The following is a 24,218-nucleotide window of genomic DNA, read 5'->3' as shown; positions in this document are numbered from 1 at the left end:
ATGGATGGAGGAAATGCCAAATTTTGTATGGAGCAAAATTGGCCGTGTGGGCTCTGCCAAAACATCTGACCCACATGGATGTGGGGAATGCCAGAAAATGTAGGGAACATTTTTGGCCATGTTTTGGAAGCTCGCAGCCGCATCTGCACTGAGTTATTTTCTCTCTTCGATTGAGCTTTTTATGCTCTTCTTCGTGTCCTCTGTGTACTCCGTGGTGAATTGCTTTTGCCGAAAGTTAGCTAGCCTTCGAATGAAGGCTTATTGCATTTTCTTGTTGTTTGTATAACCGTCATTCCGGTAGCTCTTTTGGGCCGGAATCTGACCTCCATATATGTGGGGAATGCCAGAAAATGTAGGGAACATTTTTGGCCATGTTTTGGAAGCTCGCAGCCGTATCTACAACTTGGTGGTTTACAAGAATATTTGACCTTATTTGATACGCCCCCTTTGTTTCTTGAAATGGTGAGTTACTACACTCACCATTTTCAATGTTTACTTAGTTAACACGGCTTGCCTCTCATCAAACAAGGCGTCTGTAGATTTATTGAGATTTTCTGCTAGAGCCAAATAGACTGCCGGTAACACAAATAGGGTAAATATTGTGCCGATAAACATGCCTGCTACCAAAATAATACCAATACTATTCCTGGCTTCTGCGCCTGGTCCTGTCACTAAAACTAAAGGAAAGTGACCAAGTACTGTCGCAGCTGTTGTCATCAAAATAGGTCGTAACCTTAACTTTGCGCTATATACGACAGCGTCCAATTTTCGATACCCTTTTTGTTGAAGCTCATTCGCAAACTCTGTAATTAGTATTCCATTTTTAGCAACTAAGCCCACGAGAGTAATAAAACCGATTTGGGCGTAGATATTCATCGTTGTCATACCAAGAAACGAAAACGACATACCGCTAGCAAGAGCCAAAGGTACGGACCCAAGTAATACCACTAATGGCGAACGAAAGCTGTTGAACTGTATAGCTAGAACCATGTAAACCATGAATAAAGATATGGCAAGCACAGAGAATAAACTGTTTCCTTCTTGGCGTAGTTGACGAGAGCTGCCCGCATAATTCACTTGGTATCCTGGCGGTAATATCTCCTCTGCCTTTTGTTCCAGAATACTCAACGCTTGATCAGGTGTTGTCCCTGGCACCAATCCACCTAAAACACGAAACGAGTTAAGTTGATTAAATCGGTTCGCGCTGCGTACGCTAGCGGTTTGCTCTAAGTTTGCGATACTACTTAAGGGTACAAAATCGCCATTCGGTGTTTTTATTTGTAGGGTGAGTAATGTTTCACTGCTATTTAGCTGTTGCTCCTCAATCATGGGGATCACACGATAGGCCCTACCATTACTATCAAAACGTGTCACGTCCTGCTCTGACACCATCAATGATATTTGGTCTGTTACCGCTTTGGTTGTTAACCCCAAGTCCATCATTTTTGTACTGTCAAACTCGAGTCGTGCATGAGGCATATCTAGCTTCAGGTCCGTATCAACAAACATGAATTTGCCACTTTTTTGCGCGGCCTCTAGCAGTGCATATGAATACCTAAGCATATCGCTGTGACTATCTTGCGATTGAATGACCATTTCTACATCAAATTGCCCAGCCGTCGGCAGTGGCATCGGTGACGTTGGGTAAATTCTCAAGCCAGTGATTTCTTTGAGTGCAAAATAAATATTTTGTACAACATCTGAGGTTGAGTATGAGCGTTGGTCGTATGGAACGAAGTTAATGCCACTGAAACCGCCTGACTCAGTAAGGGTCTGCCATACCATGTCTATGCCTTCCATTTTCTCAATAGAGCTGACCGCCTTTTGCATAAATTGATTGCTATAGTCTAAAGAACCACCTGAAGGGGCTTCAGAAATAACAAATAGCGAACTTTGGTCTTCAACAGGAGCAAGCTCTTGCTGTGAAAATAGATAGAAAGGAACGATCAAAAGCGAAAGAACAAATGCTCCAGTCAATAGGGCTCGGTCATGAGAGAAAACACGATATAGTCCATTCTCATAACGCGCTGACAATCGATCGAATATCAGGTTGACCTTGTGCGTTAGGCGACTTTCTTTCCCCTTTTCTTGAGAGACGTAGGCGCTCATGATTGGCGATAAAGTAATAGCAACGATACCGGAAACAAGAACAGCAATGGCTAACGTAAACGCGAACTCTTTAAATAGAGCCCCAGACAAACCGCCGACAAAACCAATGGGGACAAATACTAAAGCCAAGGTGATTGTCATAGAGAAAATAGGGCGCAGCAGCTCTCTTGAGCTTATTAATGCAGCTTCAATTCGGCCTTTACCATTTCGCATATGACGTGCGACATTTTCTACGACGACAATCGCATCATCGACAACCAGTCCTACAGATAAGACGATTGCCAAAATGGTCAGTAAATTAAGTGAGAAACCCGCTAGTAGCATCGCTGCGATACTGCCTAAAATTGAAATAGGAATCGTCACCAAAGGCACCAACGCCGTTCGAAATGATCCCATTAGCAACAGAATCACTACGCCTACCAGCAATACAGTTTCGACAAGAGTGGTGAAAATTTCTTTGAGTGCATCTCGCATATATTGAGTGCCATCATAGCCAATGGTGATACTTGTTCCTTCTGGTAAGCGTGAATTAGTGACCACAAGTTGCTCGTATAATGCATCACCAATTGAAATTTCGTTCGAACCCGGTGACGTTACGATGCCGATAAAAACCGACTCACTAAGATTTAGGCGTGCAGAGTCGGTACCGCGATCCTCTCCAAGCTCTATACGAGCGAAATCGCTAAGGTAAATAAAAGTATCACCACTCTTTTTCACGATCATTTGGCGAAAATCATCGGCGCTTTGGTACAGTGCATTACTCATGATACTTATGTTTTGGCTAGCGCTTTCTACATGACCTAAAGAAGCGATAACATTGTTATCGATTAAAGCCTGATGAACTTGATCGGCACCAATATTCAAGCTTGCCATTTTCAGAGGATCGAGCCATACACGCATAGCCGGCTTGCGTCCACCAAGTACATCCGCACTTTGAACGCCAGGCACAGACGCAAACCAAGGTGTTACGTCGCGTTCTAAAAAGTCGGTGAGCTCTGCTCTGTCCATTGTAGTGCTAGAAACATTCAGATAAAAAGTGGCTCCTGGCCTGTCGACACGGGTAACAGAAACGCTTGGGTCTTGCACGCCATCTGGCAGTTCATAAGAGATCTGGCTGAGCCGTGAGTTAAGTTCAGCAAGCGCATTGGTGCTATTTTCGTTGAGCTTGAGCCATACCGTTACCTTACTCAGTCCTGCTGTTGTTGATGAATCGACGTAGTCGACGCCCGGAACACTCATTGCAACTCTTTCGATTGGTTCTGTAACGAAACCTTTTACGACATCAGCAGAGACACCAACATACTCAGTGGTGATGATAAGAGACGAACTTTCGATCTGGGGGAACTGCGAAATCGATAGTCGTTGTGATGCCATCAAACCGGCAATGATAATGATCAAAGAAATGACGATTGCTATAACTGGCTTTTTAACAAAGATATCCACTGTTATTCTCCAACAATAGCTGCAACGAGTGGCGGCTCTTGTGGTAAAGCTCCTTCCCTTGAGCGAACCAACAAGCCTTCATAAAGTTTGAATGCGCCAGCCGCCGCAATTTTCTCACCTTCATGAACGCCTTCAGTGATTAGTTTCGATCCATTAATCTCTGAGATAACCTGTACGGGAACGCGTTTTGCCCGGTAAGCTCCGGGCTCACTGTCGAGTGCGATTAGCTTCATGACATATGAGCCATAAAGATCCTGATTAACAGAAATAACAGGGACTTGATATACCGTCTTGTTTTCACTTATCGGAATAAGCACTTCCAATGGCATGTTTGGTGTGTAGGGGGCGAGGGTTCGGCTAATCTCTGCGCGATATCTCAGGCTACGAGTTGTCTCCGATATTTGTGTGTCTTTTGCTATGACTGTTGCCTGCTGGAAAGACGATGTACCAAGAGAATCAATGTTTCTTGCTCGTATCTGAGAGCTTATGTCGAGCTCTGGGTAGAATTGTGGAACGCTAAAATCTACCCAGACTTTGTCACTGTCTCCAATAAACGTTGAAAGTACTTGGTTAGCAGAGACATAGTCGCCTAACTTGATATCATGAAGTCCTATGACCCCATCAAATGGCGCAATAACGGTCTTTTGTTTGATTGTGACTTGTAGTACCTCAATTTCAGATTCAATCACAATAAGGTCAGCGTAAGCTTGATCATATTGCTCTTGGCTAATCGATTTTTTTTCTAGCAAAGTTAGATAACGTTGAAGTACTGATTGAGCATGTTTTTTGCGTGCTTGTGCCGATTTTATTCTCGCGCGTTCTTCAGAAATATCGACCTGAAATAATAGATCTCCTCCATTAGCCTTTCCACCAGCTTGGAAACCAACAGAGGCAACTTTCCCCGACAGCTCCAGTGATAAATTAGATTGCAGTGGCGATGCCGCACTGCCAAGTACGCTGACAGTCGGTGTATGCTCCGAAACTTTTACGTAGGTGGCATCGACGACTTCGTAGTGCTCAGGGAAGGAGGACGCTATATCTATTGCGACTTTTATTTGATTGTATTTGTAATACCCTAAACCACCTATAATCAAGGCTAAGCTTGATAGCACCCATAGCCAACCTACGAATGAAGACCTTTTCTTTTTCATATAATCACCACAAAAGTTTAAATAATTGCATTCGAATGATATTCGAATAGGATTCGGATTATGAATTGTTGGAATTTTTTGTCAAACTGAAAGGTTTAAGTTTCAAGCAATGGTGAGAGCAGGAAGGTAACTTTACTCTTTAAATATCAATCACTTTAAGACAGCATACTTGTGTTAAAATTATATTCATTGACAACCTTTTCGTATTCATAGCAGCTTATCCATAAAGATTGACTCAGGTAGGGAGATTTATTAGCATTCACCCGAATATTATTCGAATGAAGGTCCACTATGCCAGCCCCTAAACACACTATCGCTGAACAAGAGAAGCTAATATTAGATGCTGCTGCACAATGTATTCTCGATACTTCGTTGATCGATTTTAAGATGTCGGCGATTGCTAAAAAAGCTGGTTTATCAATGGGCTCAGTTTATAAGCACATCCAATCTAAAGAAGATGTATTGGTTGCCCTGTCTGTACGTCTTGATAGTCAAGCATCCAATGTTATTCGATTCATTCTTGCTCTACCCTATTCACTTCCAGCGAAGATCGTGGCAATTAATCTTGTGTCACAAGAATCAATGTATATTTATTCTTTTTCTTATCAGCTTCTTACGATGATAAGCAGTAGAGACTTGCTAGCCAAAGCCTCTGATAAATGGCTAGCTAAATTATCTTTAGTGTCTACAGAAATTAGGTTTCAGTTTCAAGATGCGTTACGAGAGGCAGTAGGTTCAGAAGAATTACTTTGTGAAGAGGAAGAAAAAGAAGCTCTGATTGAAGAGTTTATGCTCCTGCATTGGGCCGTAAATATAGGCTCCCCTCAAATCCTTAACCACCCCCATGAGACTCATATAAATGAAGCTAAGGTAAACGTTAATGTACCGCTGACATTGGATCACCCATTAATGAGAGCGACTATCCGTATGACAAATTGCTACCCTTGGAAATACCCAGTGACACGAAAAGAGCTATCTGAAATTGAGCAAGTGCTCATCGAAAATGATTTACGATAGATTTAGATTCTTTCTTAATTTATATTGCCCTTTTAGGATAAAGGAGAGAAGACGAGACAACCATATCTTTTGTTTGTTTCTGGTTAAATCTTTCACTAAAAACTATATTTTTCAATAAAGTAACGGCTTGTATATTGTAACCCACAATAAAAGTAGGTTATTGTGTGTGCAGTTAGGGAAACGCAGGCGAGACTCACTTCTTAAGTAAGAGGTAGAAAGTCGCCATTCAGGGATGAAGACAAGCTAGCAGTACTCACTCACTCTTTGCAGAAAAGAAGAAAAGCAGAGTGAACTGCTCAAGCAATTGATTCATATCAATCTTCCCCCTATTTTTTTCACGTTTTGCAACGAAAGAATTTCCCCAAAAACACCCAATCAGTTAGATTTAACAATGGGTGTCTTAGTTATTTAAACCCGCATTCTTGGATGGAAACAAATGGGACCCGCACCTGGAGAGTCAGCGAATCGATCAGCTTCTTACTCGCATTCCTGAAGAGTTGAATATCCGATTAAAAATCGCACTGGGACACTTCTTCCCAACCCCAGCCGATATTAGTCGCTCCTACATAACAGCACGAGAAACCTTAGCCTTAGGTCAGCAACTAAGGCCCAATGAAAGCAAATATCTGTATGAAGACTTCTCGCTACTTGTATTACTCTCCGGGCTCAGGGGAAATTGGCGGGGACAAGAACTAACAACACCCTATCAGACGCTCGTGAATGGGGATAAAAATGGTCAACTCATTAAGACCTTAACCGCTTACCTGCAACACTTCGGTGATCTGCAGCAGTGTGCTAATGAACTCTTTATCCATAGAAACACTTTAAGGTATCGTCTGGATAAAATCCAACAACTCACTGGCGCCGATATTCAAGAACTCGATGGCCTGCTTCAGCTATATCTTGGACAGGTATTGAGTAAACAGTAAGTTTGTTAGCCTTCGATTGCAGCTTTATTATTTGAAGCCTGATTAGCTAGGCTTCCATAGTTACTCAGCTCTTCTGGCTCACATACTACCTTGTGGAAACATTTTCCCGTACAAAAGCTGTGACTATCTAAGTGAAGAATAATCAAACAAAGGTGCTAACTCTAAATAAAGTCAGCTAGTAGCTATTTTAGCGATATAAAGCGTATTCTTGTTTTTAGAAAAGTTCAAACCAGCAAGAATATGGTGGCTACATAATGTTGCAAGCTCATCGTTCAATACCTGCTAGATAGGTGGTACTATCCTCGTCTATCGAAAGTTACGACTCAATTTAGCAAATAAGTGATGGACCACTTTTGGGTTAACCCCCATACATTCAATGGATGAATATATGCGCTCAACGAAAATAGTCAACGTCGACACCTTAATGCTAGCGGATGCCAGTTGCATCGAATCTGATACCTCCTGGATAAGCGATAAGGATTGGAAAGAGATGTTGCCTACTGGTAGCTCTTTAGGCCAAATTGAAAGTCAGCTTGAATCTGGCGAATCAGTTGTATTGAGTGACAGCCCCAGAAGTCCATTATTTACCTTATCTCAAGGCGAGTGGATAAAGTCAGTGAGTGCAAGTTCGGCTTTTCCAAGTTGTGCTGTTACCGCCATCACCCAACGTTTTAATGCTGCTGGAAGTAGTATCGCATTTGAGCGTTCGCCCGGTGAGTCGCTACCACCTTCACCGCAATTAGATTACACGCCCGATACTTCTACAGTGAAGGAGCAAGTGTTCCCTATCTCCTGCCAGTACAATGTAGAGATAGCCTGTACTCCTCAACATTTAGACACTTTAAATTATGGCTACTTCATGTTGGCTAAAACCAAGAATGAACCTAGCTTGGCATTATCTACGGTCAAGCCATTAGGCAGTCATTCTCTGCTCACTGCGCTCGGTAAGTTTGAGGAGCCTAAACAACTTCTGCACATGCTGACCACAGGCAAGAGCAGCCAGTTATCTGTAAAACCGGTAAAGATGGTGCCCTTAGGCTCTCAACAAGTCTATGAGTCCTTTGTTCCAGTGCAACTTGCCGTGCAAGTGGGTGAGAGGCTGGGCTACCCCATTCGCGGTTATTTCTATCATTTCAAGCAAGGTCAACTGGTACATGAATACGCTATCGTCGAGGGTGCCAAAGGATATTTTAATATCACTCACTCGACAGCGAACGCCTTATCTGATGAGGTAAACATACCGGCATTAAGAGGGAGTATCTTTCTGCCTTGGAAAATTAATGGACAACAGGTCGCCCCTCAGCATATTTACTACAGCAAGCAAAAGTTAACCGCTGAGATGTTCCAAAGCATCGATGGGGCCTGGCTAAACACTAATGCCTTCATGGTTGACCTGAAAGCCATCTTAGCCATCAACCAGGAAGCGGGGCTTGAAAGAGCAGAAGAGCAAGCGAGCCAACAAAACAAACAACCGGCTAAACCACAAAACCATGCGGTACTCCCCAGTCATGCTGGTCCCGGTCGTGAAAGCTGGTCTGATATTGCCAAGCAATACGGACTGACGCCTGATGAGTTACTCGCACTAAATCCTGCTTTCCAGCAAGACCCGATGCTGCTTAAAGCCAGCGATATCTTAGTCATCGCCAAAGCGGAAACAGCTCAAGATAAGTCCAAAGTAGATACTCAGCCGCCCCAAGCCCCGCAAGCGGTAAGCCGAGCAGATAACATCTATTACCAATCTTCAACACCAGAGTTGGCACCGGGTATTATCGGCATTACTAAGCAATCGGTGTTAAAGGGTGTAGCGGTCCTGAATTTAGTTGAGCTAGTTAATCGAAACACTAAGTCTTTCCCTGATGAACCTTTACGAGACAAGCTAAAGGAAAATAATAAACACATTATGTTTTTGACGCTAAAAGAAGCCCTAGATGTATTACGCGATTGGGGGTGGAAGGATACAAAAGGGCTATGGAAAGAAAGTACTGATTCAGTGTTAGGGCAGGTACTAATCAATTACGGTGTAAATGGTAAGGATGTCGTCACAGCATCTATGCTCATCTCTCAATTAGGTAGCGTTGGTATCAAGGCTACAAGTTATCTCAATAAAAGTGGTACAGAGATGATAAAACTCTCTGGTTATGCAGGTATACGCAAAGTCTTAAACGCCCCCTCTTTTAGTGCTGTAAACCCCAAGATTGTTCAAGTTGGTATCGGAAAATATGGCCTTGCCAACTCTATTAAAAGTGGCGCAGTATTAACGTTTTACGTTGCGGCAGCTTACCGTATCGTTGATTACATTTTGACAGATGAACAAAGGCTTTCTGAATTCATAGGTTCGATGGCTACTGATGTAGTGAAGATAGGAATAGCTTCTGCTATTACATGGGGGATCGGTAGCGTCATCGTTACCTCTTTTGTTGTTGTGAATTTTGGAATTGTAATCGTTGCGGGGTTAGCTACTGCTGTGATTTTAAACTATTTAGATGACAGGTATGGAATAACTAATCAAGTCATTGAATATTTAGAAAAGTCGCAGCAAGAAGTTGTAGATAAAGCACGAGATATTGAAGATGGCTTTTGGGACTTAGGGTCTATGATTTTAGATGGGATGCTAGAGGCTGGTAAAAGAGTCATAGAAGATGAGGTTCGGAGTTATATCAGAAGCACAATACAAGATATTAAGCCAAGGATGTTTTAGTTATGCAATCTAATTATTTAACAAATCGGCTCAGAGCATTCTTTGCTACATTGATAGGGATCGCTATAACAATAGGAACCAGTATATTTGGGTTTCAAGGAGTTCTAGGGTATTTCAACTATACTGATGTCATCATCTACACGCGAGGACTGGTAGTTTTTTTATTTATTCCTCTGTTTTTTATTATGGTAACTGGTTATCAGGTTTATATATTAATATATGGCCGTGACTTACCTCACTTTATTGGAGTGAAACTAGTGCGAGCGACTATTTTCATTGCTATATCTGCATTTGTTTCATCAATTACTTTTTCAATATGGTACTCCAATCATTTGGAAGATAAAGGCTACATTCAATGTAGTGGAGTACCGGTTGGATACATGCCTTTCATGGCAGTAAAATATGTTGTATTTGAGTCTATGTGTAAAAAATAATTGTGATATTTATAATGGCTAAGCTCCCAAAATAGTCAATCTGAAGTAAATAAAATTACAACTGTAGTGACTATAGCCATGCCACTACGAATAAATCACTAGTGTCGGCAGACAATAAATCCTGATCAATGATCATTAAAGTTTGTCACTTTTACTGGTTTAGGTGCAAATCAAAGGAGAGGCTCTGGCTCACTTCTGCCCCAACATGAGTTGGCGGCAGTATTTCGCCGATTTCAGTATTAACCTTTTCGCAATACTTTTTCTCAGCTGAAGAGGTAATTATTTTTCTTGCGACAACTCTTTAGTTAACCAGTCCTTGAGTTATATACAGTATTATTGGTTTTTTGCGGATATTTACCGAATTTTGCGTATTCAGTTCACGATTTTCTATTGAGTGATAATAAAAAGCAGCGTAGATTCAAGTAATTAAAAACGCGCATACTCGGTTTTCAAGAGACCGGAGATACGAGGCAAGCAGAGTGTGCATTCTCGTTTTTCCAGAAGGTGTGTTTGGACTAATCGTTGAAAATGTTTATAAATGAGACGATTATGAGTATACGCCTTGACTGGTCTAACCTGATAAACGCGCAAGGCGTGTATACAAAGGTTATATTTTTCGGAGAAATCATGGATTTTGAGTCCCTAGATAAATCAATCAAGAATGAGCTTTTGACTTCTATCCCTCTGTTCATTTTTGCAATACTAATTCCAACCCTTGCATGGCGTGGTTGGTTTCAACTAGATGAAAATGTGGGTACTTGGTTCCAAAGAAGTGGCTCTTTAATGGTACTTTTTGCAGTGTGGATTGAATTCAAGCTATTTAAAATAACAAATTCAACAAACCCGATTAGTGCCAATGGACAAACGTGGGATAACTTAGAAGTTGGGAGCCGTTTAAGAATTAAATATGGAAAAACAATTCAAAAATTGAAGTTTCTTGCCGCTGCATTGGTACTTTAGTTTGGGGGTATGGTGATTTGTTCTTATCAACGATCATCGAGTGTGAAAAAATAGTAATGCACTTAAATGCAACTAAAACAGTCGGTTAGTCTTGGCTTCTCTCCACGTTTTAACCCGCGATTTTAGTCCGTTTAATGCGGAGTTATGTGTCTATTGGAAATCGAGGATAATATTTATGAAATGCCCTAATTCAGCGGCAGTAAAAGCATTAGGTTCGTCAATGGACCGACTCAATGAGGCGCAATGGTACGTTGAATTGATGCAAGATAATTATCACACGGCAAACAAGTTTCGTTGGGCACTAACTGGTTTTCTTCGCTCAATCAAAGAAATCCCTCAGATCATCAGTATGGAGGTTCAGCAACACGCTGAATTAAAAGACTGGTATAAAGAGGTGCGAAAAGACATTCAAAATGACCCTATTGTAAAATACTTGAGCAAACAGCGTGACGTAGTGGTGCACAAAAAAACTTTAGAAACCGCAAGTTCAGCGACTGTCGGGTTTGTGCGAGGAAAACAGTTAAAGCTTGGTATTAGTGTACCGATCAATCCTCGTTATGATAGTGTTGAAGGCATCTTAATGTACATTGACGCAGCAGCACGAGATACAGACTTTCTAGGTATTCTATATACAGAGGATGATGGTAGCGGTGAAAGAAGTGCTGTGATTCGTGAATGGAAACTCCCGGGGTATGAGGACGTAGAAGTAACAACTCTATGCAAACACGCTTGGGAGTTAATGGGGAAAACGAACGTTGCATTAGCACGTATGCTCGGTGCAGACTTTTTTGAGCCTCAGTTAAAAGTGAAGCCAGTAAACGAGGTTTCAATCCAAACATATGATCCAGATTGGGTTAAAGAGCAACTTCAAATAGCAAAAAGTGAAATATCATAGCTACACATAAAACTGTTAAATCAGGACAAATACAGTTGGCTGTGTTTCATTCCGCAACAATATTTTGCCCATTAACGAGGGCGTTATGTCTCCTAAGTAATGGAGAGTCAGGATGATTCAAAGATACATTAGGTGGTATGAAAAAGAAGGTGACGCATTTATTGGTGAAGAGCCTTTTTACTTAAGTACCATTGAATTGCAGTTCATTTTTAGCCGTGAAGCTAACTATCCCTTACTCGATTGCTATCAGATAGATAATGATCAGAAAGATAACTTTGTAAGAATTTTATTACATCGCTTTGATTTGGATAAGTTTGATTATTTCTTAGAGTCGCATGAAGCGAAGGGATACCTGCATGAACTCTGGTCAGAAAACGAAGTAGAGCAACTGTTCTGTTTGGCTGGTAGAGGTGGCGAGGAAGCTAGGAGTCAAATGGAACCGGATGCCGAGCTGATATGGTCGATTTCTGCAACTAGCCACTACGAAGCAATGGAAAAGTACTATCAACATATGGGATGGGGGTATTATGCATCAGAATTCTTAGTTGATAGATTTCCATATGATAATAAATAGAGACAGACATAACAAACGGCTCCAAGTGAAGTGGATATAGGGATCGGACCGAACTAGGGCTTTTTAATAAACTAAGAGACTTTTTCTAATCTGAACTAAGTGCATTAGTGCAAAGCCAGAAAAAGACGGGACAGCCATATCTTTTGTGCTTTAGCACATCCTCTACTAACCTTTAAGTTACCTCAACTTAGTTTTGTTCAGGATAACGATGATGACTTCAGCTCGAAGAATTCTTATCGATGCAGAATCGACTCCGTTTTACCACATAATAAATCGTTGTGTTAGAAGGGCTTTTTTGTGCGGAGAGGATGAACTCACAGGTAAAAGCTATGAGCATAGACGCGGCTGGATTGTCGATAAAGTTAAGGCTCTATCTGCTATTTTTTGTATTGATGTCTGTGCCTATGCGGTGATGAATAATCACTATCATTTGGTCCTTAAAATCGATACCGACAAAGCCAAGTCATTGAGTAACCGTGAGGTTATTAGTCGATGGTGTAAGGTAACAAAAGGGCATGATGTAGCGACTAAATTTATGAATGGAGAGACCTTAATCGAGGGGGAGCGTTTACTACTTGATGGGTTATTGGCTGAGTGGCACGAACGTCTATCCAGTATCTCTTGGTTTATGAGGTGCCTCAATGAAGAGATAGCGCGTAGGGCCAATCGTGAGGATGGATGTAAAGGGGCTTTCTGGGAGGGGCGCTTTAAGTCACAAGCTTTACTTGATGAGCAAGCACTATTAGCCTGCATGATGTATGTTGATTTAAATCCTATTAGAGCGGGAATTGCCAACACACTTCAAGCTTCTGATTATACGTCTATTCAGGAGCGCATTAACGAGCTCAATACACCAGATAAAGACACTAAACCAAATGATGAATCAGAACTAATCTCGAGTGAGCGACTCAAACCCCTTGCCCAATTTGATGGTGCAGCTCATTTAGCGACTCAATCAGGCGTCCCATTTCATTTCTGTGATTATTTACAACTTATCGATTGGACTGGCAGAGCAATTAGGCCAGACAAAAGAGGTTTCATCGACTCAAGTCGCCCTAAATTACTTGATGAACTTGGTATATCATCCGATGCCTGGATAACCTCAGCAAAAGAGTTTCGCCGCCAATACAGTGGTATTAGTGGTCGTTGGGATGCTATGTGTGCTTTCAAAAAGCAACATAACTGTGGGCTATGGTGTAAAGGTAAAGCCAGCAGTAATGCACTTCACCCCTCGCCTTAGTCGTATATAAATTATCTACAAAGGCTTGGTGATAATTAGGGATTTCGAATAAACCAAGATACTTTTTCTAATCAATGTCAGTTTAATTAGACTCTGATCTCCGGGGTCAGAGTAAACTTTATTACTAGCCAGTATAGTTACAATCGAAGAGACAAACACTCAGGTGTGAACGCGGCTGAGAGCTTCCGAAACAAGGACGTTTTGGCAGAGCCCACGGCAGGTGATAGATAACTATAAGGTTTTGGTATTCGACATAAAACCAAATACTAATTCAGCCTAATGAAACCCAAAAAGATACTTACAACTTATTATCAGACAAAAAATTTGAATGGCGACTCGCAGAAGTGTTTGCACATGAGGTCACTCATTCACATCCTTGTGATTGTGACATTCGTAAATCCATTTACAGCACCTGCTGCAGGCAATAAACACCAATGAAGCTTTGGTGATCAGCAAACTAACCAAATAACAAAACCAGTCCAATGAACCCACAATAGATATTTAACCAACTTGTTATCCGACAAGCTTGAACCTTCATCTGGTATACAATACCCTCCCATTAAAGTACCTATTATGTGAGAAATGATGAAGAAAGTATTAGTGATAGGCTATGTGTGGCCAGAGCCCAACTCATCGGCGGCAGGTACACATATGTTGTCGCTGTTAAGGCTTTACAGGCAACAAGGCTGGCAGGTCGAGTTCGCCACCCCGGCGCAGCCATCGGATCACATGATAGACCTAAGCCTAGAAGGTATATCCAGTAAAAATATCAGCTTGAACTGCGATAGCTTCGATACTTATATCATGGATTTTCAACCAGATATCGTCATGTTCGACCGTTTCATGATGGAAGAGCAGTTTGGCTGGCGCGTGGAAAAACACTGCCCCGATGCCATAAAAATACTCGATACCGAAGACCTACAATGCTTGCGTAATGCACGCCATCAAGCCGTTAAGAGTGAGCGAGCACTCACTCAAGCCGACCTGTTCAGCGATATAGCAAAACGTGAAATAGCCGCGATTCTTCGCTGTGACATCTCACTTATCATCTCAAGTTTCGAGATGGAGCTGCTACAAAACCAGTTTAAGCTTGACCCAAGCCTCTTGCATCACTTGCCGTTTATGGTGGACTTGAACAAGCGCCCGTCTCAGACAAAAACCTATACTGAGCGTCAGCACTTTATGACCATAGGTAATTTCCGTCATGCTCCTAACTGGGACGCCGTGCTATATCTGCAAAAAATCTGGCCCTTGATCAGAAAACAGCTACCCCAGGCAGAGCTACATATCTATGGCTCCTACCCGCCACCGAAAGCCACCGCACTCAATAACCCCAAAACTGGCTTTATCATTAAGGGTTGGGCGGAAGATGCCTATCAGGTAATGGAGCAGTCTCGTGTCTGCTTAGCACCCATTCGTTTTGGTGCCGGTATCAAGGGTAAGCTACTCGATGCCATGATAATGCAGACCCCAAGCGTCACCACAAGTGTTGGCAGTGAAGGCATGATTCAAGATGAGCAGTGGCCTGGTTGCATTACAGATATTATCGATGACTTTGCCCAAGCTGCGGTTGATTTATACACTCAAGAATCACTCTGGACAGAGGCTCAAAGCCACGCCTCGAGTCTATTAACGGCGCGATACGATGGTGAGATGTTAGGGCAGAATTGGATGAAAAAGTTGGCTCATACAATAGAAAATATTGACCAACATAGGCTGAATAACTTTACCGGCGCCATGCTTAAGCATCACTCGATGGCGAGCACTAAGTATATGTCTCAGTGGATAGCGGCTAAGAATGCCAAGTAATGACTCAACCAGTAGCTCTGCAGACTGATTTACCAGAGCTACTCATCAACTTCCATCACAACAAAGCCATAAAGCACTGAAACAACCGTTTCCTAAACCACAGACCCCTAAAGCCCTAGTTCAGTCAGCCCAGGATGTTCATCTGGCCGGCGTCCTATGGGCCAATAAAATTTACGTTCAATCTCTTCAATCTTCAGATCATTGATACTGGCGTGGCGCTGCTCCATCAAGCCGTTTTCATCAAATTGCCAATTCTCGTTACCATAGGCTCGATACCATTGACCACTAGCATCGCAATATTCATAGGCAAAACGTACCGCAATGCGATGGCTATCCACCGCCCATACCTCTTTAATCAATCTATATTCAGTCTCTTGCTGCCATTTGGCTGTGAGCAGCTGGATAATTTCATCTCGTCCCTGCACAAATTGATCACGATTACGCCAAATTGAGTTTTCACTGTATGCCTTCGCTATTTTTTCCGGTTGCTGTCCATTCCAGGCATCTTCGGCCATTCTTGCTTTAATCACTGCACTGGCTTGGTCATAGGGCGGCAGTGGTGCTTTTTTGTCATTAGTTATGTTATTCATATCAATCTCTCACTGTATGTCTTGCTTGCATCATTAATGATTAAAGATCCAGAGTCAGCACTTGTGTCTTTGATCGGGAAACACAGGGACAAAATAGCTGTAGTTGCTCTTTTTCAATATCGGTCAGCACACTGTCTCTATGGTCAGGTTTTCCCTCTATCACAGGTATTGCGCACTGTTTACAGCTTCCAGACTGACAGCTAAAAGGTGTATCAATATCGGCAGCGAGTAAGGCATCGAGAACCGACTCATCGGCAGCAACCTTAAGTTTCAGTTTCGACTTAGCAAGATCAATGGTGAATGCCTTATCCTCAACTGAGCTGTCTACAACGCCACCGAAGCCTTCGCTTCTGATGCGGTCACTATCGATACCCAGCTCATTGGCCATAAACTTCATCTCACTGAGCATCTTTTGCGGGCCACAGATATAGAAGATGGTATTTTTGGGCGCCCTCGATAACACATGACGTAAATTCATTCGCCTATTGTCGTCACTGGGATAAATTGATATCGACTCACCAAACTCTCGCTCTAGTCGGTCCCTAAAAGCCATATCCTTAATACTTCGGCCACAGTAGTGCAGCGAAAGTGTTACGCCTCTCGACTTTAGGTATTGCGACAGCGGCTTTATCACAGTGATCCCAACTCCTCCAGCAATCAAGATTGCAGGCTCAGTCCCTGAGTGCACATCGAAATGGTTGCTTGGTAAATCACAGTTAATCACCATGCCAATTTGAAAGTTATGGTGGATCGAATGGGATGCACTCTTGTGCAGATAATGCTCCCGACCTTGGCCAGTCTCGCTGCTTAAGCGTTTAGCGAGTACGGCTATCTCGTAGAAGTTTCGGCGCGAGGGATTAGAGCAGATAGAGAAGGAACGATGCACCAGAGAGCCATCATTGAGCAGAACCGGCACTCTAATATGAGAACCTGCAGTCACTAAAGGCAGCTCTCCTCCACCAGCAGCTTTAAATTCAAAGGCACGTACTTCAGGTGTCAATTGACGTATGCCGCTGATAACCAGACTCAGTGGCCCTTCACCTAAAGTGACAGGACTCAGTCTGCCAAGGTTTTCGGCCTTTTCCACTGGCTTACTTTCAGCTTGCTCAAGCTGTTTAGCTTCTAATCGCTTAGCTTCGGCGAGTCTTGCCGCTACAATGTCCTCTACCTCAGCTTCACTATATCTGGGGGTGATATGTTTAGGGCAGTTCCAATCGAAGGCTTCAACTTGGATAACGAAAGCACGCTCGACCCTGGCACGGTAATCATCGTCCTGCAATTGACTCAACATTTCTGAGTCATTCACATCCGCAAGCTTTACCCTGCCGAGCAACTTAAGTCGGGTCTTGTTGGGATAATCCATAAAAAACAGTGACACCTTGTCATTGTTAGCAAAATTACCTGTGCTGATATACTGACGATTACCGTTATAATCGGCAAAGCCAATGGTCTTGTCATCGAGCACTTTCATAAAGCCTTGCGGCCCACCTCGATGTTGAATGTAAGGCCAGTCGGTTTCACTGACACTGGCCATATAGAAACTGTCACGGGCCTGGATGAATGCTGTTTCAGCAACGCCAAGGCGATCATTAAAATCCTCGCCACCTTCCATCCCCTCATAGCCTTTACGGCTGCCAAGCCTCGCCTGGACCTCTTTCACGGCTTGAGTGAAACCTATCTCAGCAAATTTATGACCCATGACTTTATCTCCAATAACTCGATAATCTTATCTGACTGTCACTCTTTAGCTGATATGCCAGCTAGAGAGTGACAGTAGCGAATCTCACCTGGCAGAGTTTAAAATAGCCCTCTAATACAGGCGAGAATAGTGCCCTAATACAAGTGAAACAATTATCTGACACAAGTGTCAAGTTTTGTTGTTTCAACTCACGTCAATTAAGCCACTTTGTTCAGTGACACTTTTGGAAAGTCGATATCTAATTGACTCGCCTTACCGAGAATATTGGTCATCACGTTCATGCCGACATGAGTAATGATCTCGACAATATCTGCTTCGGTGTAGCCCGCAGCGCGCACCGCGGTTAACTCTGCATTGGTCACATCACCGTTATGTTCGGCGAGAGAGGTAGCAAATTTCACCGCAGCAGCAGCCTTTGCATCTTGGCTGGTACCTGCGCGATTAGCCTCTATTTCATCACCATTGAGACCCGCTTTACGACCCAGTGCGGTATGAGCTGATAGGCAATACTCACAGCTGTTTTGTTCAGCCAAGGCTAACGCAATACGCTCACGAGTCAGCGGGGTTAAGCTACCTTCCCCGGCAATGCCATGTAAGCCTAGAAAAGCGCGCAGCGCGGCGGGTGAGTTAGCGAACACTTTCAAGAAATTTGGCACCATACCCAGCTGAGACTGAATCACCTCTAAAAGTGCTTTTTGTTCGTTATTGGCAGTATCGTTTTCGATTAAATTAATGCGGCTCATGGTCGTTCTCCATTATATGAATTGCTAGTAGGTTTATCGGTAACAAGCCTTCTGTGCTTGCTTGGTAACTAGATTGCCAAATTTCACTTTAAAGAAGAATACCCGTATATTACATTTGATAATTCCAATAAATGGAATAACAAATCTAGTGAAATAATAAGCCTAGTGAAATAACCAGTAAGTGAAGTATCAGGCTAATAAAATAACCAGCAAGTGGAATAACAAATGGATAGATTTCATCTTCTCAAAGTATTTATTGCCGTAGCTGAAGAGCAAGGGTTCGCTGCCGCGGCAAGAAGGCTGAACATGTCGCCACCAGCGGTTACCCGCGCCATCGCAGGACTCGAGCAGCAGCTCAATGTCAAACTACTCAATCGCACCACACGTTTTGTCAGAGCGACCGATGTAGGGCTGCGTTACTTAGATGATGCCAGACGTATCTTGGCAGACCTAAGCGCTGCCGATGAAGCGGTAACGGGCATAAATGCAGAGCCACAGGGACATCTTGCGGTCACCGCACCTGTGATGTTTGGCAGCCTGTTCGTTATGCCTTCAATAGTCCGATACCTGCAGCAGCACCCTAAAATGGAAGTCTCAGCCATCTTTCTAGATCGGGTGGTTAATATGCTCGAAGAGGGTATAGATGTGGGAGTAAGGATAGGTCAACTGCCTGATTCGAGTATGCGAGCCAGACGGGTGGGCTCAGTCAGGCTGGTGCTTTGTGCATCACCACAATATATCCAGATCCACGGCCTTCCCCAACACCCAGATGATCTGCATCAACACACAATTATTGCCTCAAAGGCCGGCAATAATGGTCTGGATTGGCGCTTTCCCGATGGTAAGAGTATCAAGTCAATCAAGGTCAAACCTCGACTGACGGTCACCACTAACGACGCCGCCATCTCTTCAGCCGTCGAAGGCTTGGGTATCACCCGCTTACTCTCATATCAAATCGCCCTGCAACTCGCCTCGGGTGAACTTAAAATTTTACTGGAGGGCTTCGAGCCCGAACCCCGGCCTGTGCATATCATTCATCGAGAGGGCCCCAATGGCTCGGCCAAGGTGCGCAGTTTAGTTGACCTGTTAGCGAAACAGCTTAGCCAACATCCGGCGCTCAATTAAACAAACAACGCTACCTCTCCTCAATAGGTGTGGTTAAACGCTCAAATTATCGCTGAGCCTCATCTGACCACTAAATATATTTGTGCAAACGCACAAATATATTACCGATAAAGGTGATAAATCAGTCACTAGACACGATGTCAGATTGTACTCAGCACAGGATAATAGCCAAAGCCTGAAATACCTTAGCCGTCGACCTTTAAAAACGGCGAGTGAACCGGGTCAAATAAAAAAGTAAGCTAATAATACCCAAACAGGGACACCCTATGAGCCAAGTCATGATCTTGTTGGCAGTGATATTTTTCATTGTTATTGCCACCTCAAAATTCAAACTACATCCATTTTTAACGCTGATTTTAGCCTCATTCCTTACCGCATTTGCCTACGGATTACCCAGCACAGATATTGCCAAGACCATCACTAGCGGATTCGGTGGTATTCTTGGCTATATTGGCCTGGTTATCGTACTCGGTACTATTATCGGTACCATATTGGAGAAGAGCGGCGCGGCCATCACCATGGCAGATGTAGTCATCAAGGTGCTGGGGAAACGTTTTCCGACCCTGACCATGTCGATTATCGGCTACCTGGTCTCAATTCCTGTTTTTTGTGACTCAGGTTTCGTGATCCTTAACTCCTTGAAACAATCTATGGCCAATCGCATGAAGGTCTCGAGTGTCTCCATGAGTGTCGCCTTAGCCACGGGTCTGTATGCGACTCACACGTTCGTGCCGCCAACACCCGGCCCTATTGCCGCTGCGGGTAACTTAGGTCTGGAATCGAATCTCGGCTTAGTCATCTTTGTCGGTGTGTTTGTCGCGGCCGTTGCCGCACTTGCTGGCACGCTGTGGGCTAACCGTTTTGCCAATGTTGAGCCGGACGGTGAAGGTGCGGAAGAACTTAACAAGAATGTAGAAGACTTCGACACGCTAAAAGAAGCCTATGGCACACTGCCAAGCCCGACTCGCGCCTTTGCCCCTATCTTCGTGCCCATCTTACTCATCTGCTTTGGCTCAGTCGCTAACTTCCCTTCAGCGCCGCTTGGCAATGGTCTGTTATTTGATGTGCTCGCCTTCCTGGGTCAACCAGTAAACGCCCTTATGATTGGTCTGTTCCTGTCTATTTCACTGCTTAAAAGCAGTGAAAAGATTAAAGAGTTCAGCGAGCGCATCACTCAAGGTCTAGTGGTTGCCGCCCCCATTCTGCTAATCACAGGTGCAGGCGGTGCATTCGGCGCCGTGCTTAAAGCGACAGAAATTGGCACCTTCCTTGGAACATCACTTTCGGCATTAGGCATAGGCATCTTCATGCCATTTATCGTCGCTGCTGCCCTTAAATCAGCCCAAGGTTCATCGACAGTGGCATTAGTGACCACATCGGCCTTGGTGGCACCTATGCTGGGTGATATCGGTCTTGCCAGTGACATGGGACGAGTACTGACTGTGATGGCCATCGGAGCCGGCGCTATGACGGTTTCTCATGCCAATGACAGCTTCTTCTGGGTCGTGACTCAATTTAGCCGCATGAGTGTTAAGCAAGCCTATAAAGCACAAACTATGGCGACGCTAGTGCAAGGCATAACCGCAATGACCTTAGTGTATATCTTGAGTCTTATTCTGCTTTAAACGCCAGGCCCAGAGTTCAGTGGCTGTCACAGCAGCCACTGACATTTTATTGTTTTTAGTACCCAGTTCTTCTGACTGCTTTAGGATCCCCACCAATGAAAATAGTTATCGCTCCCGATTCATTCAAAGAAAGCCTGAGTGCGATGGAAGTAGCCAACGAAATCGAACGCGGCTTTAAATCTGTCCTGCCCGACACTGAGTATCTAAAGTTGCCTGTTGCCGACGGCGGTGAAGGCACTGTGCAGTCTATGGTCGATGCGACAAACGGTTCCATTATCGAGCTCGATGTTATCGGCCCCCTGGGAAAACGAGTCAGTGCTCATTACGGGATCTTAGGAAATGAGTTTATTGGTGACAGTAAGACAGCCATCATAGAGATGGCGTCGGCCTCGGGCCTACATCATGTCTCAGTCGAGAAACGCGACCCTCGTATCACCACCAGCTATGGCACAGGCCAGCTTATCTGTGATGCGCTCAACCGCGGCATCAAACACATCATAATTGGCCTAGGTGGCAGTGCCACCAACGATGGCGGCGCAGGTATGGCACAGGCACTTGGTATTCATCTGCTCGATGAGTCAGGCAAAGCCCTGAGTGTGGGCGGTTCGGCATTAAACGAGCTTCACACCATAGACATGAAAGATCTCCATCCCCTTATCCAGCGCTGTGAATTTATCGTCGCCTGTGACGTAGATAACCCTTTGTGTGGTGAGAAAGGCGCGTCGGTAATTTTTGGTCCACAAAAAGGCGCTACACCCGAAATGGTAACCAGCCTGGATGCGGCCTTGACTCGATACGCCGACATTATCGCCAAGACTATTGCTAACAAACAGATCAATGACACTAAAATTGAAGACAAGCGCAATACACCAGGTGCAGGCGCCGCCGGCGGAATGGGGCTGGGTGTCATGGCATTCCTAAACGCCACACTCAAACCCGGCATAGATATCGTCATGGAAACCGTAAAACTCGACGAAAAAATTGCAGGCGCAGATCTGGTGATCACAGGAGAAGGCAGACTCGACAGCCAAACCCTGCACGGTAAGACCCCAATGGGCGTCACGCGCGTCGCCAACTCACAGGGTATTCCTGTTATCGCCATAGCAGGCTGCGTCAGTGATGATGCCAATATGCTACTCGAACATGGCCTATCTGCCATCTTCTCCATCACTCCCAGGGCGCTGCCACTGGAGGATGTGCTTGCCAATGCTAAACACAACTTATTTACCGCGTCGCAGAATATCGCCGCTCTCTATGCCATGAAGATAAAGGCGTAATGCCGTCCTCGAAGACGATAAAATGAGGCTATCCTCTCTTTATCGTCTTCAGATAACCTCAATGGCACTCAGCCCAAACAATCGCCACCGCTTTACATTCCCCATGAATCGTTTTAACTTTTCCACTTGATGCACCAAAGCGCATAAAGTAAAGTGACTCCCCTTTGGAAAACTGCAACAAATAGCAGTTCCTGTTGAATAGTGTGATAGCTAAGAGATAACCATGTCGATGACACCCAGACGAGCCACAGCTTCTGAAGAGGCATTACTGCGCATCTTCACCGTACCGGAAGCCCCTGATTCAACATTAAGCGTCATCGAGCAAAACATATCGCAAAACTTGATGGGCTTCCTGCAAGAAAGTGTGGTTGCCATCGAGAAGCCTCTGTCTGAGATAGAGCTAGACTTCCAACAGCATCAGATCCCCTCTGCGCCTCAGTTTGTTTCAGACTATGCCGATGAGATGATGAAAACCTTAGTAGCGCATTCGGTTCATACGTCATCGCCTAGCTTTATCGGTCACATGACCTCGGCTCTACCTTACTTCGTCTTGCCTCTGTCTAAGATGATGGTTGGCCTGAATCAAAATCTGGTAAAAATTGAGACCTCTAAGGCCTTTACGCCACTGGAACGTCAGGTCTTAGGTATGATGCATCACCTGATCTACAGTGAAGATGATAAGTTTTACAAAAGCTGGATGCACAGCGCCAACTACTCCCTCGGAGCATTTTGCTCTGGCGGCACGGTCGCCAACATCACGGCCCTATGGATAGCCCGTAATCAGTTACTCAAGGCCGACGGTGACTTCAAAGGAGTTTCGGCTCAAGGCCTGATGAAAGGCCTACGTCATTATGGCTATGATGATCTGGCCATCTTAGTCTCAGAGCGTGGTCACTACTCATTGGCGAAAACGGCAGACTTACTTGGCATAGGCCGTGAGAACATCGTTAAAATCCCCACATCGAGTAGTAACAAGGTCGATGTGGAGAAGATGCGCGCCATGGCAAAACAGCTTGAGCATGACAACATCAAGGTCATGGCCATCGTCGGCGTCGCAGGTACCACAGAAACAGGCAATATCGACCCCTTAGATGAACTTGCCACACTGGCCGTAGAACTTGAGTGCCATTTCCACGTCGATGCGGCTTGGGGCGGCGCCTCGCTATTATCGAACCAGTACCGCCATCTGCTTAAAGGCATAGAGCGCGCTGACTCAGTCACAATCGATGCTCACAAACAGATGTATGTGCCCATGGGCGCGGGAATGGTGATCTTCAAAGACCCGGCCTTCGCCAACGCCATTAAGCATCATGCAGAATATATTTTACGAAAAGGCTCTAAAGATTTAGGCAGTCAAACTCTGGAAGGTTCACGCCCGGGAATGGCCATGTTGGTCCATGCCTGCCTGCAAGTCATTGGCCGGGATGGTTACGAGATATTAATCAACAACAGTTTAGAGAAGGCGCGTTATTTCGCCGAGCTTATCCAGCAGCAAGAAGATTTCCAACTGGTATCAGAACCTGAGCTCTGTCTGCTCACCTATCGCTATGTGCCAAAATCGGTGCAGCTGGCGATGCAAGAGACCAGAGACAATGGCAACACAAAGAAGTTAATCGAATTTAACGGCTTACTCGACGGTCTGACTAAGTTTGTCCAGAAACGTCAACGAGAACAAGGCACCTCATTTGTGTCTCGTACCCGTATTAATCCCGAAAGTAGCAGCGGACTCAATATTCAATCTGTGGTTTTTCGTGTGGTTTTGGCTAATCCCCTCACCACCCGTGAGATATTGCAGCTGGTCTTAGCCGAGCAGATAGAGATAGCCAAACAAGATAATAAATTCTTGCCGCAACTGTTAGCACTCGCCTCTCACTCGTCTTAACCATGTGACAAAACCATA

18 protein-coding genes are annotated in these 24,218 nt (G+C 44.3%); 13 read left to right on the top strand and 5 right to left on the bottom strand.

Annotated features, from left to right (window positions below; translation table 11 throughout):
- Window positions 1–492: 492 nt before the first annotated feature.
- Window positions 493–3,552 carry an efflux RND transporter permease subunit gene (locus tag FS373_RS02210; RefSeq protein WP_322619451.1) on the bottom strand — a complete coding sequence of 1,020 codons (3,060 nt, stop codon included), beginning with the start codon at window positions 3,550–3,552 and terminating at the stop codon, window positions 493–495.
- A 2-nt stretch (window positions 3,553–3,554) separates the two neighbouring features.
- The gene (locus FS373_RS02205) at window positions 3,555–4,703 is read right to left on the bottom strand and encodes an efflux RND transporter periplasmic adaptor subunit (RefSeq protein ID WP_152828966.1); all 1,149 of its coding nucleotides are present in this window, start codon (window positions 4,701–4,703) and stop codon (window positions 3,555–3,557) included.
- A 291-nt stretch (window positions 4,704–4,994) separates the two neighbouring features.
- Here FS373_RS02205 and FS373_RS02200 point away from each other — a divergent pair, with 291 nt between their 5' ends.
- The 9 genes from FS373_RS02200 (at window position 4,995) to FS373_RS02160 (ending at window position 15,259) form a co-directional block, all read left to right on the top strand.
- Window positions 4,995–5,720, top strand: coding sequence for a TetR/AcrR family transcriptional regulator (locus FS373_RS02200; RefSeq protein WP_152828965.1), 726 nt, complete (start codon window positions 4,995–4,997; stop codon window positions 5,718–5,720).
- A gap of 422 nt (window positions 5,721–6,142) precedes the next feature.
- A complete protein-coding gene (locus FS373_RS02195; protein ID WP_152828964.1) occupies window positions 6,143–6,649 on the top strand; it encodes a helix-turn-helix domain-containing protein in 507 nt (168 codons plus the stop codon).
- Window positions 6,650–7,037: 388 nt separating this feature from the next.
- A complete protein-coding gene (locus tag FS373_RS02190; protein ID WP_152828963.1) occupies window positions 7,038–9,347 on the top strand; it encodes an MIX and LysM peptidoglycan-binding domain-containing protein in 2,310 nt (769 codons plus the stop codon).
- Between the two features lie 2 nt (window positions 9,348–9,349).
- Window positions 9,350–9,781 (top strand): hypothetical protein, encoded by a 432-nt coding sequence (locus tag FS373_RS02185; protein ID WP_152828962.1) that lies wholly within the window; start codon window positions 9,350–9,352, stop codon window positions 9,779–9,781.
- 627 nt (window positions 9,782–10,408) lie between these two features.
- Window positions 10,409–10,741 carry a hypothetical protein gene (locus FS373_RS02180; RefSeq protein WP_152828961.1) on the top strand — a complete coding sequence of 111 codons (333 nt, stop codon included), beginning with the start codon at window positions 10,409–10,411 and terminating at the stop codon, window positions 10,739–10,741.
- 175 nt (window positions 10,742–10,916) lie between these two features.
- Entirely contained in the window at window positions 10,917–11,636 is a 720-nt protein-coding gene (locus FS373_RS02175; protein WP_152828960.1) for a hypothetical protein, read from the top strand.
- Window positions 11,637–11,748: 112 nt separating this feature from the next.
- Window positions 11,749–12,210, top strand: coding sequence for a hypothetical protein (locus FS373_RS31805; RefSeq protein WP_227992510.1), 462 nt, complete (start codon window positions 11,749–11,751; stop codon window positions 12,208–12,210).
- A 211-nt stretch (window positions 12,211–12,421) separates the two neighbouring features.
- Window positions 12,422–13,450 carry a transposase gene (locus FS373_RS02165; RefSeq protein WP_152829099.1) on the top strand — a complete coding sequence of 343 codons (1,029 nt, stop codon included), beginning with the start codon at window positions 12,422–12,424 and terminating at the stop codon, window positions 13,448–13,450.
- Between the two features lie 585 nt (window positions 13,451–14,035).
- Entirely contained in the window at window positions 14,036–15,259 is a 1,224-nt protein-coding gene (locus FS373_RS02160; RefSeq protein WP_152829098.1) for a glycosyltransferase, read from the top strand.
- Between the two features lie 107 nt (window positions 15,260–15,366).
- Here FS373_RS02160 and FS373_RS02155 read toward each other — a convergent pair whose 3' ends face one another.
- From FS373_RS02155 to FS373_RS02145, 3 genes are all read right to left on the bottom strand, one after another.
- Window positions 15,367–15,849, bottom strand: coding sequence for a DUF1348 family protein (locus FS373_RS02155; protein ID WP_152828959.1), 483 nt, complete (start codon window positions 15,847–15,849; stop codon window positions 15,367–15,369).
- 40 nt (window positions 15,850–15,889) lie between these two features.
- Entirely contained in the window at window positions 15,890–17,548 is a 1,659-nt protein-coding gene (locus FS373_RS02150; protein ID WP_152828958.1) for a 2Fe-2S iron-sulfur cluster-binding protein, read from the bottom strand.
- Window positions 17,549–17,745: 197 nt separating this feature from the next.
- Window positions 17,746–18,291 (bottom strand): carboxymuconolactone decarboxylase family protein, encoded by a 546-nt coding sequence (locus FS373_RS02145; protein WP_152828957.1) that lies wholly within the window; start codon window positions 18,289–18,291, stop codon window positions 17,746–17,748.
- A gap of 225 nt (window positions 18,292–18,516) precedes the next feature.
- Here FS373_RS02145 and FS373_RS02140 point away from each other — a divergent pair, with 225 nt between their 5' ends.
- The 4 genes from FS373_RS02140 to panP all read left to right on the top strand — a co-directional run bounded on the left by FS373_RS02140 (window position 18,517) and on the right by panP (window position 24,200).
- Window positions 18,517–19,416, top strand: coding sequence for a LysR family transcriptional regulator (locus tag FS373_RS02140; protein ID WP_152828956.1), 900 nt, complete (start codon window positions 18,517–18,519; stop codon window positions 19,414–19,416).
- 266 nt (window positions 19,417–19,682) lie between these two features.
- Window positions 19,683–21,041: a GntP family permease gene (locus tag FS373_RS02135; protein ID WP_152828955.1), complete on the top strand. Its 1,359-nt coding sequence runs from the start codon at window positions 19,683–19,685 to the stop codon at window positions 21,039–21,041.
- Between the two features lie 95 nt (window positions 21,042–21,136).
- The gene (locus tag FS373_RS02130; RefSeq protein WP_144047308.1) at window positions 21,137–22,318 is read left to right on the top strand and encodes a glycerate kinase; all 1,182 of its coding nucleotides are present in this window, start codon (window positions 21,137–21,139) and stop codon (window positions 22,316–22,318) included.
- Window positions 22,319–22,541: 223 nt separating this feature from the next.
- The gene (gene panP, locus FS373_RS02125) at window positions 22,542–24,200 is read left to right on the top strand and encodes a pyridoxal-dependent aspartate 1-decarboxylase PanP (RefSeq protein WP_416221743.1); all 1,659 of its coding nucleotides are present in this window, start codon (window positions 22,542–22,544) and stop codon (window positions 24,198–24,200) included.
- Window positions 24,201–24,218: the final 18 nt, after the last annotated feature.

Source organism: Shewanella sp. YLB-07 (assembly GCF_009377275.1).
Note: the sequence above shows the minus strand (reverse complement) of the source record. Positions and strands in the feature narration are given on the sequence as shown.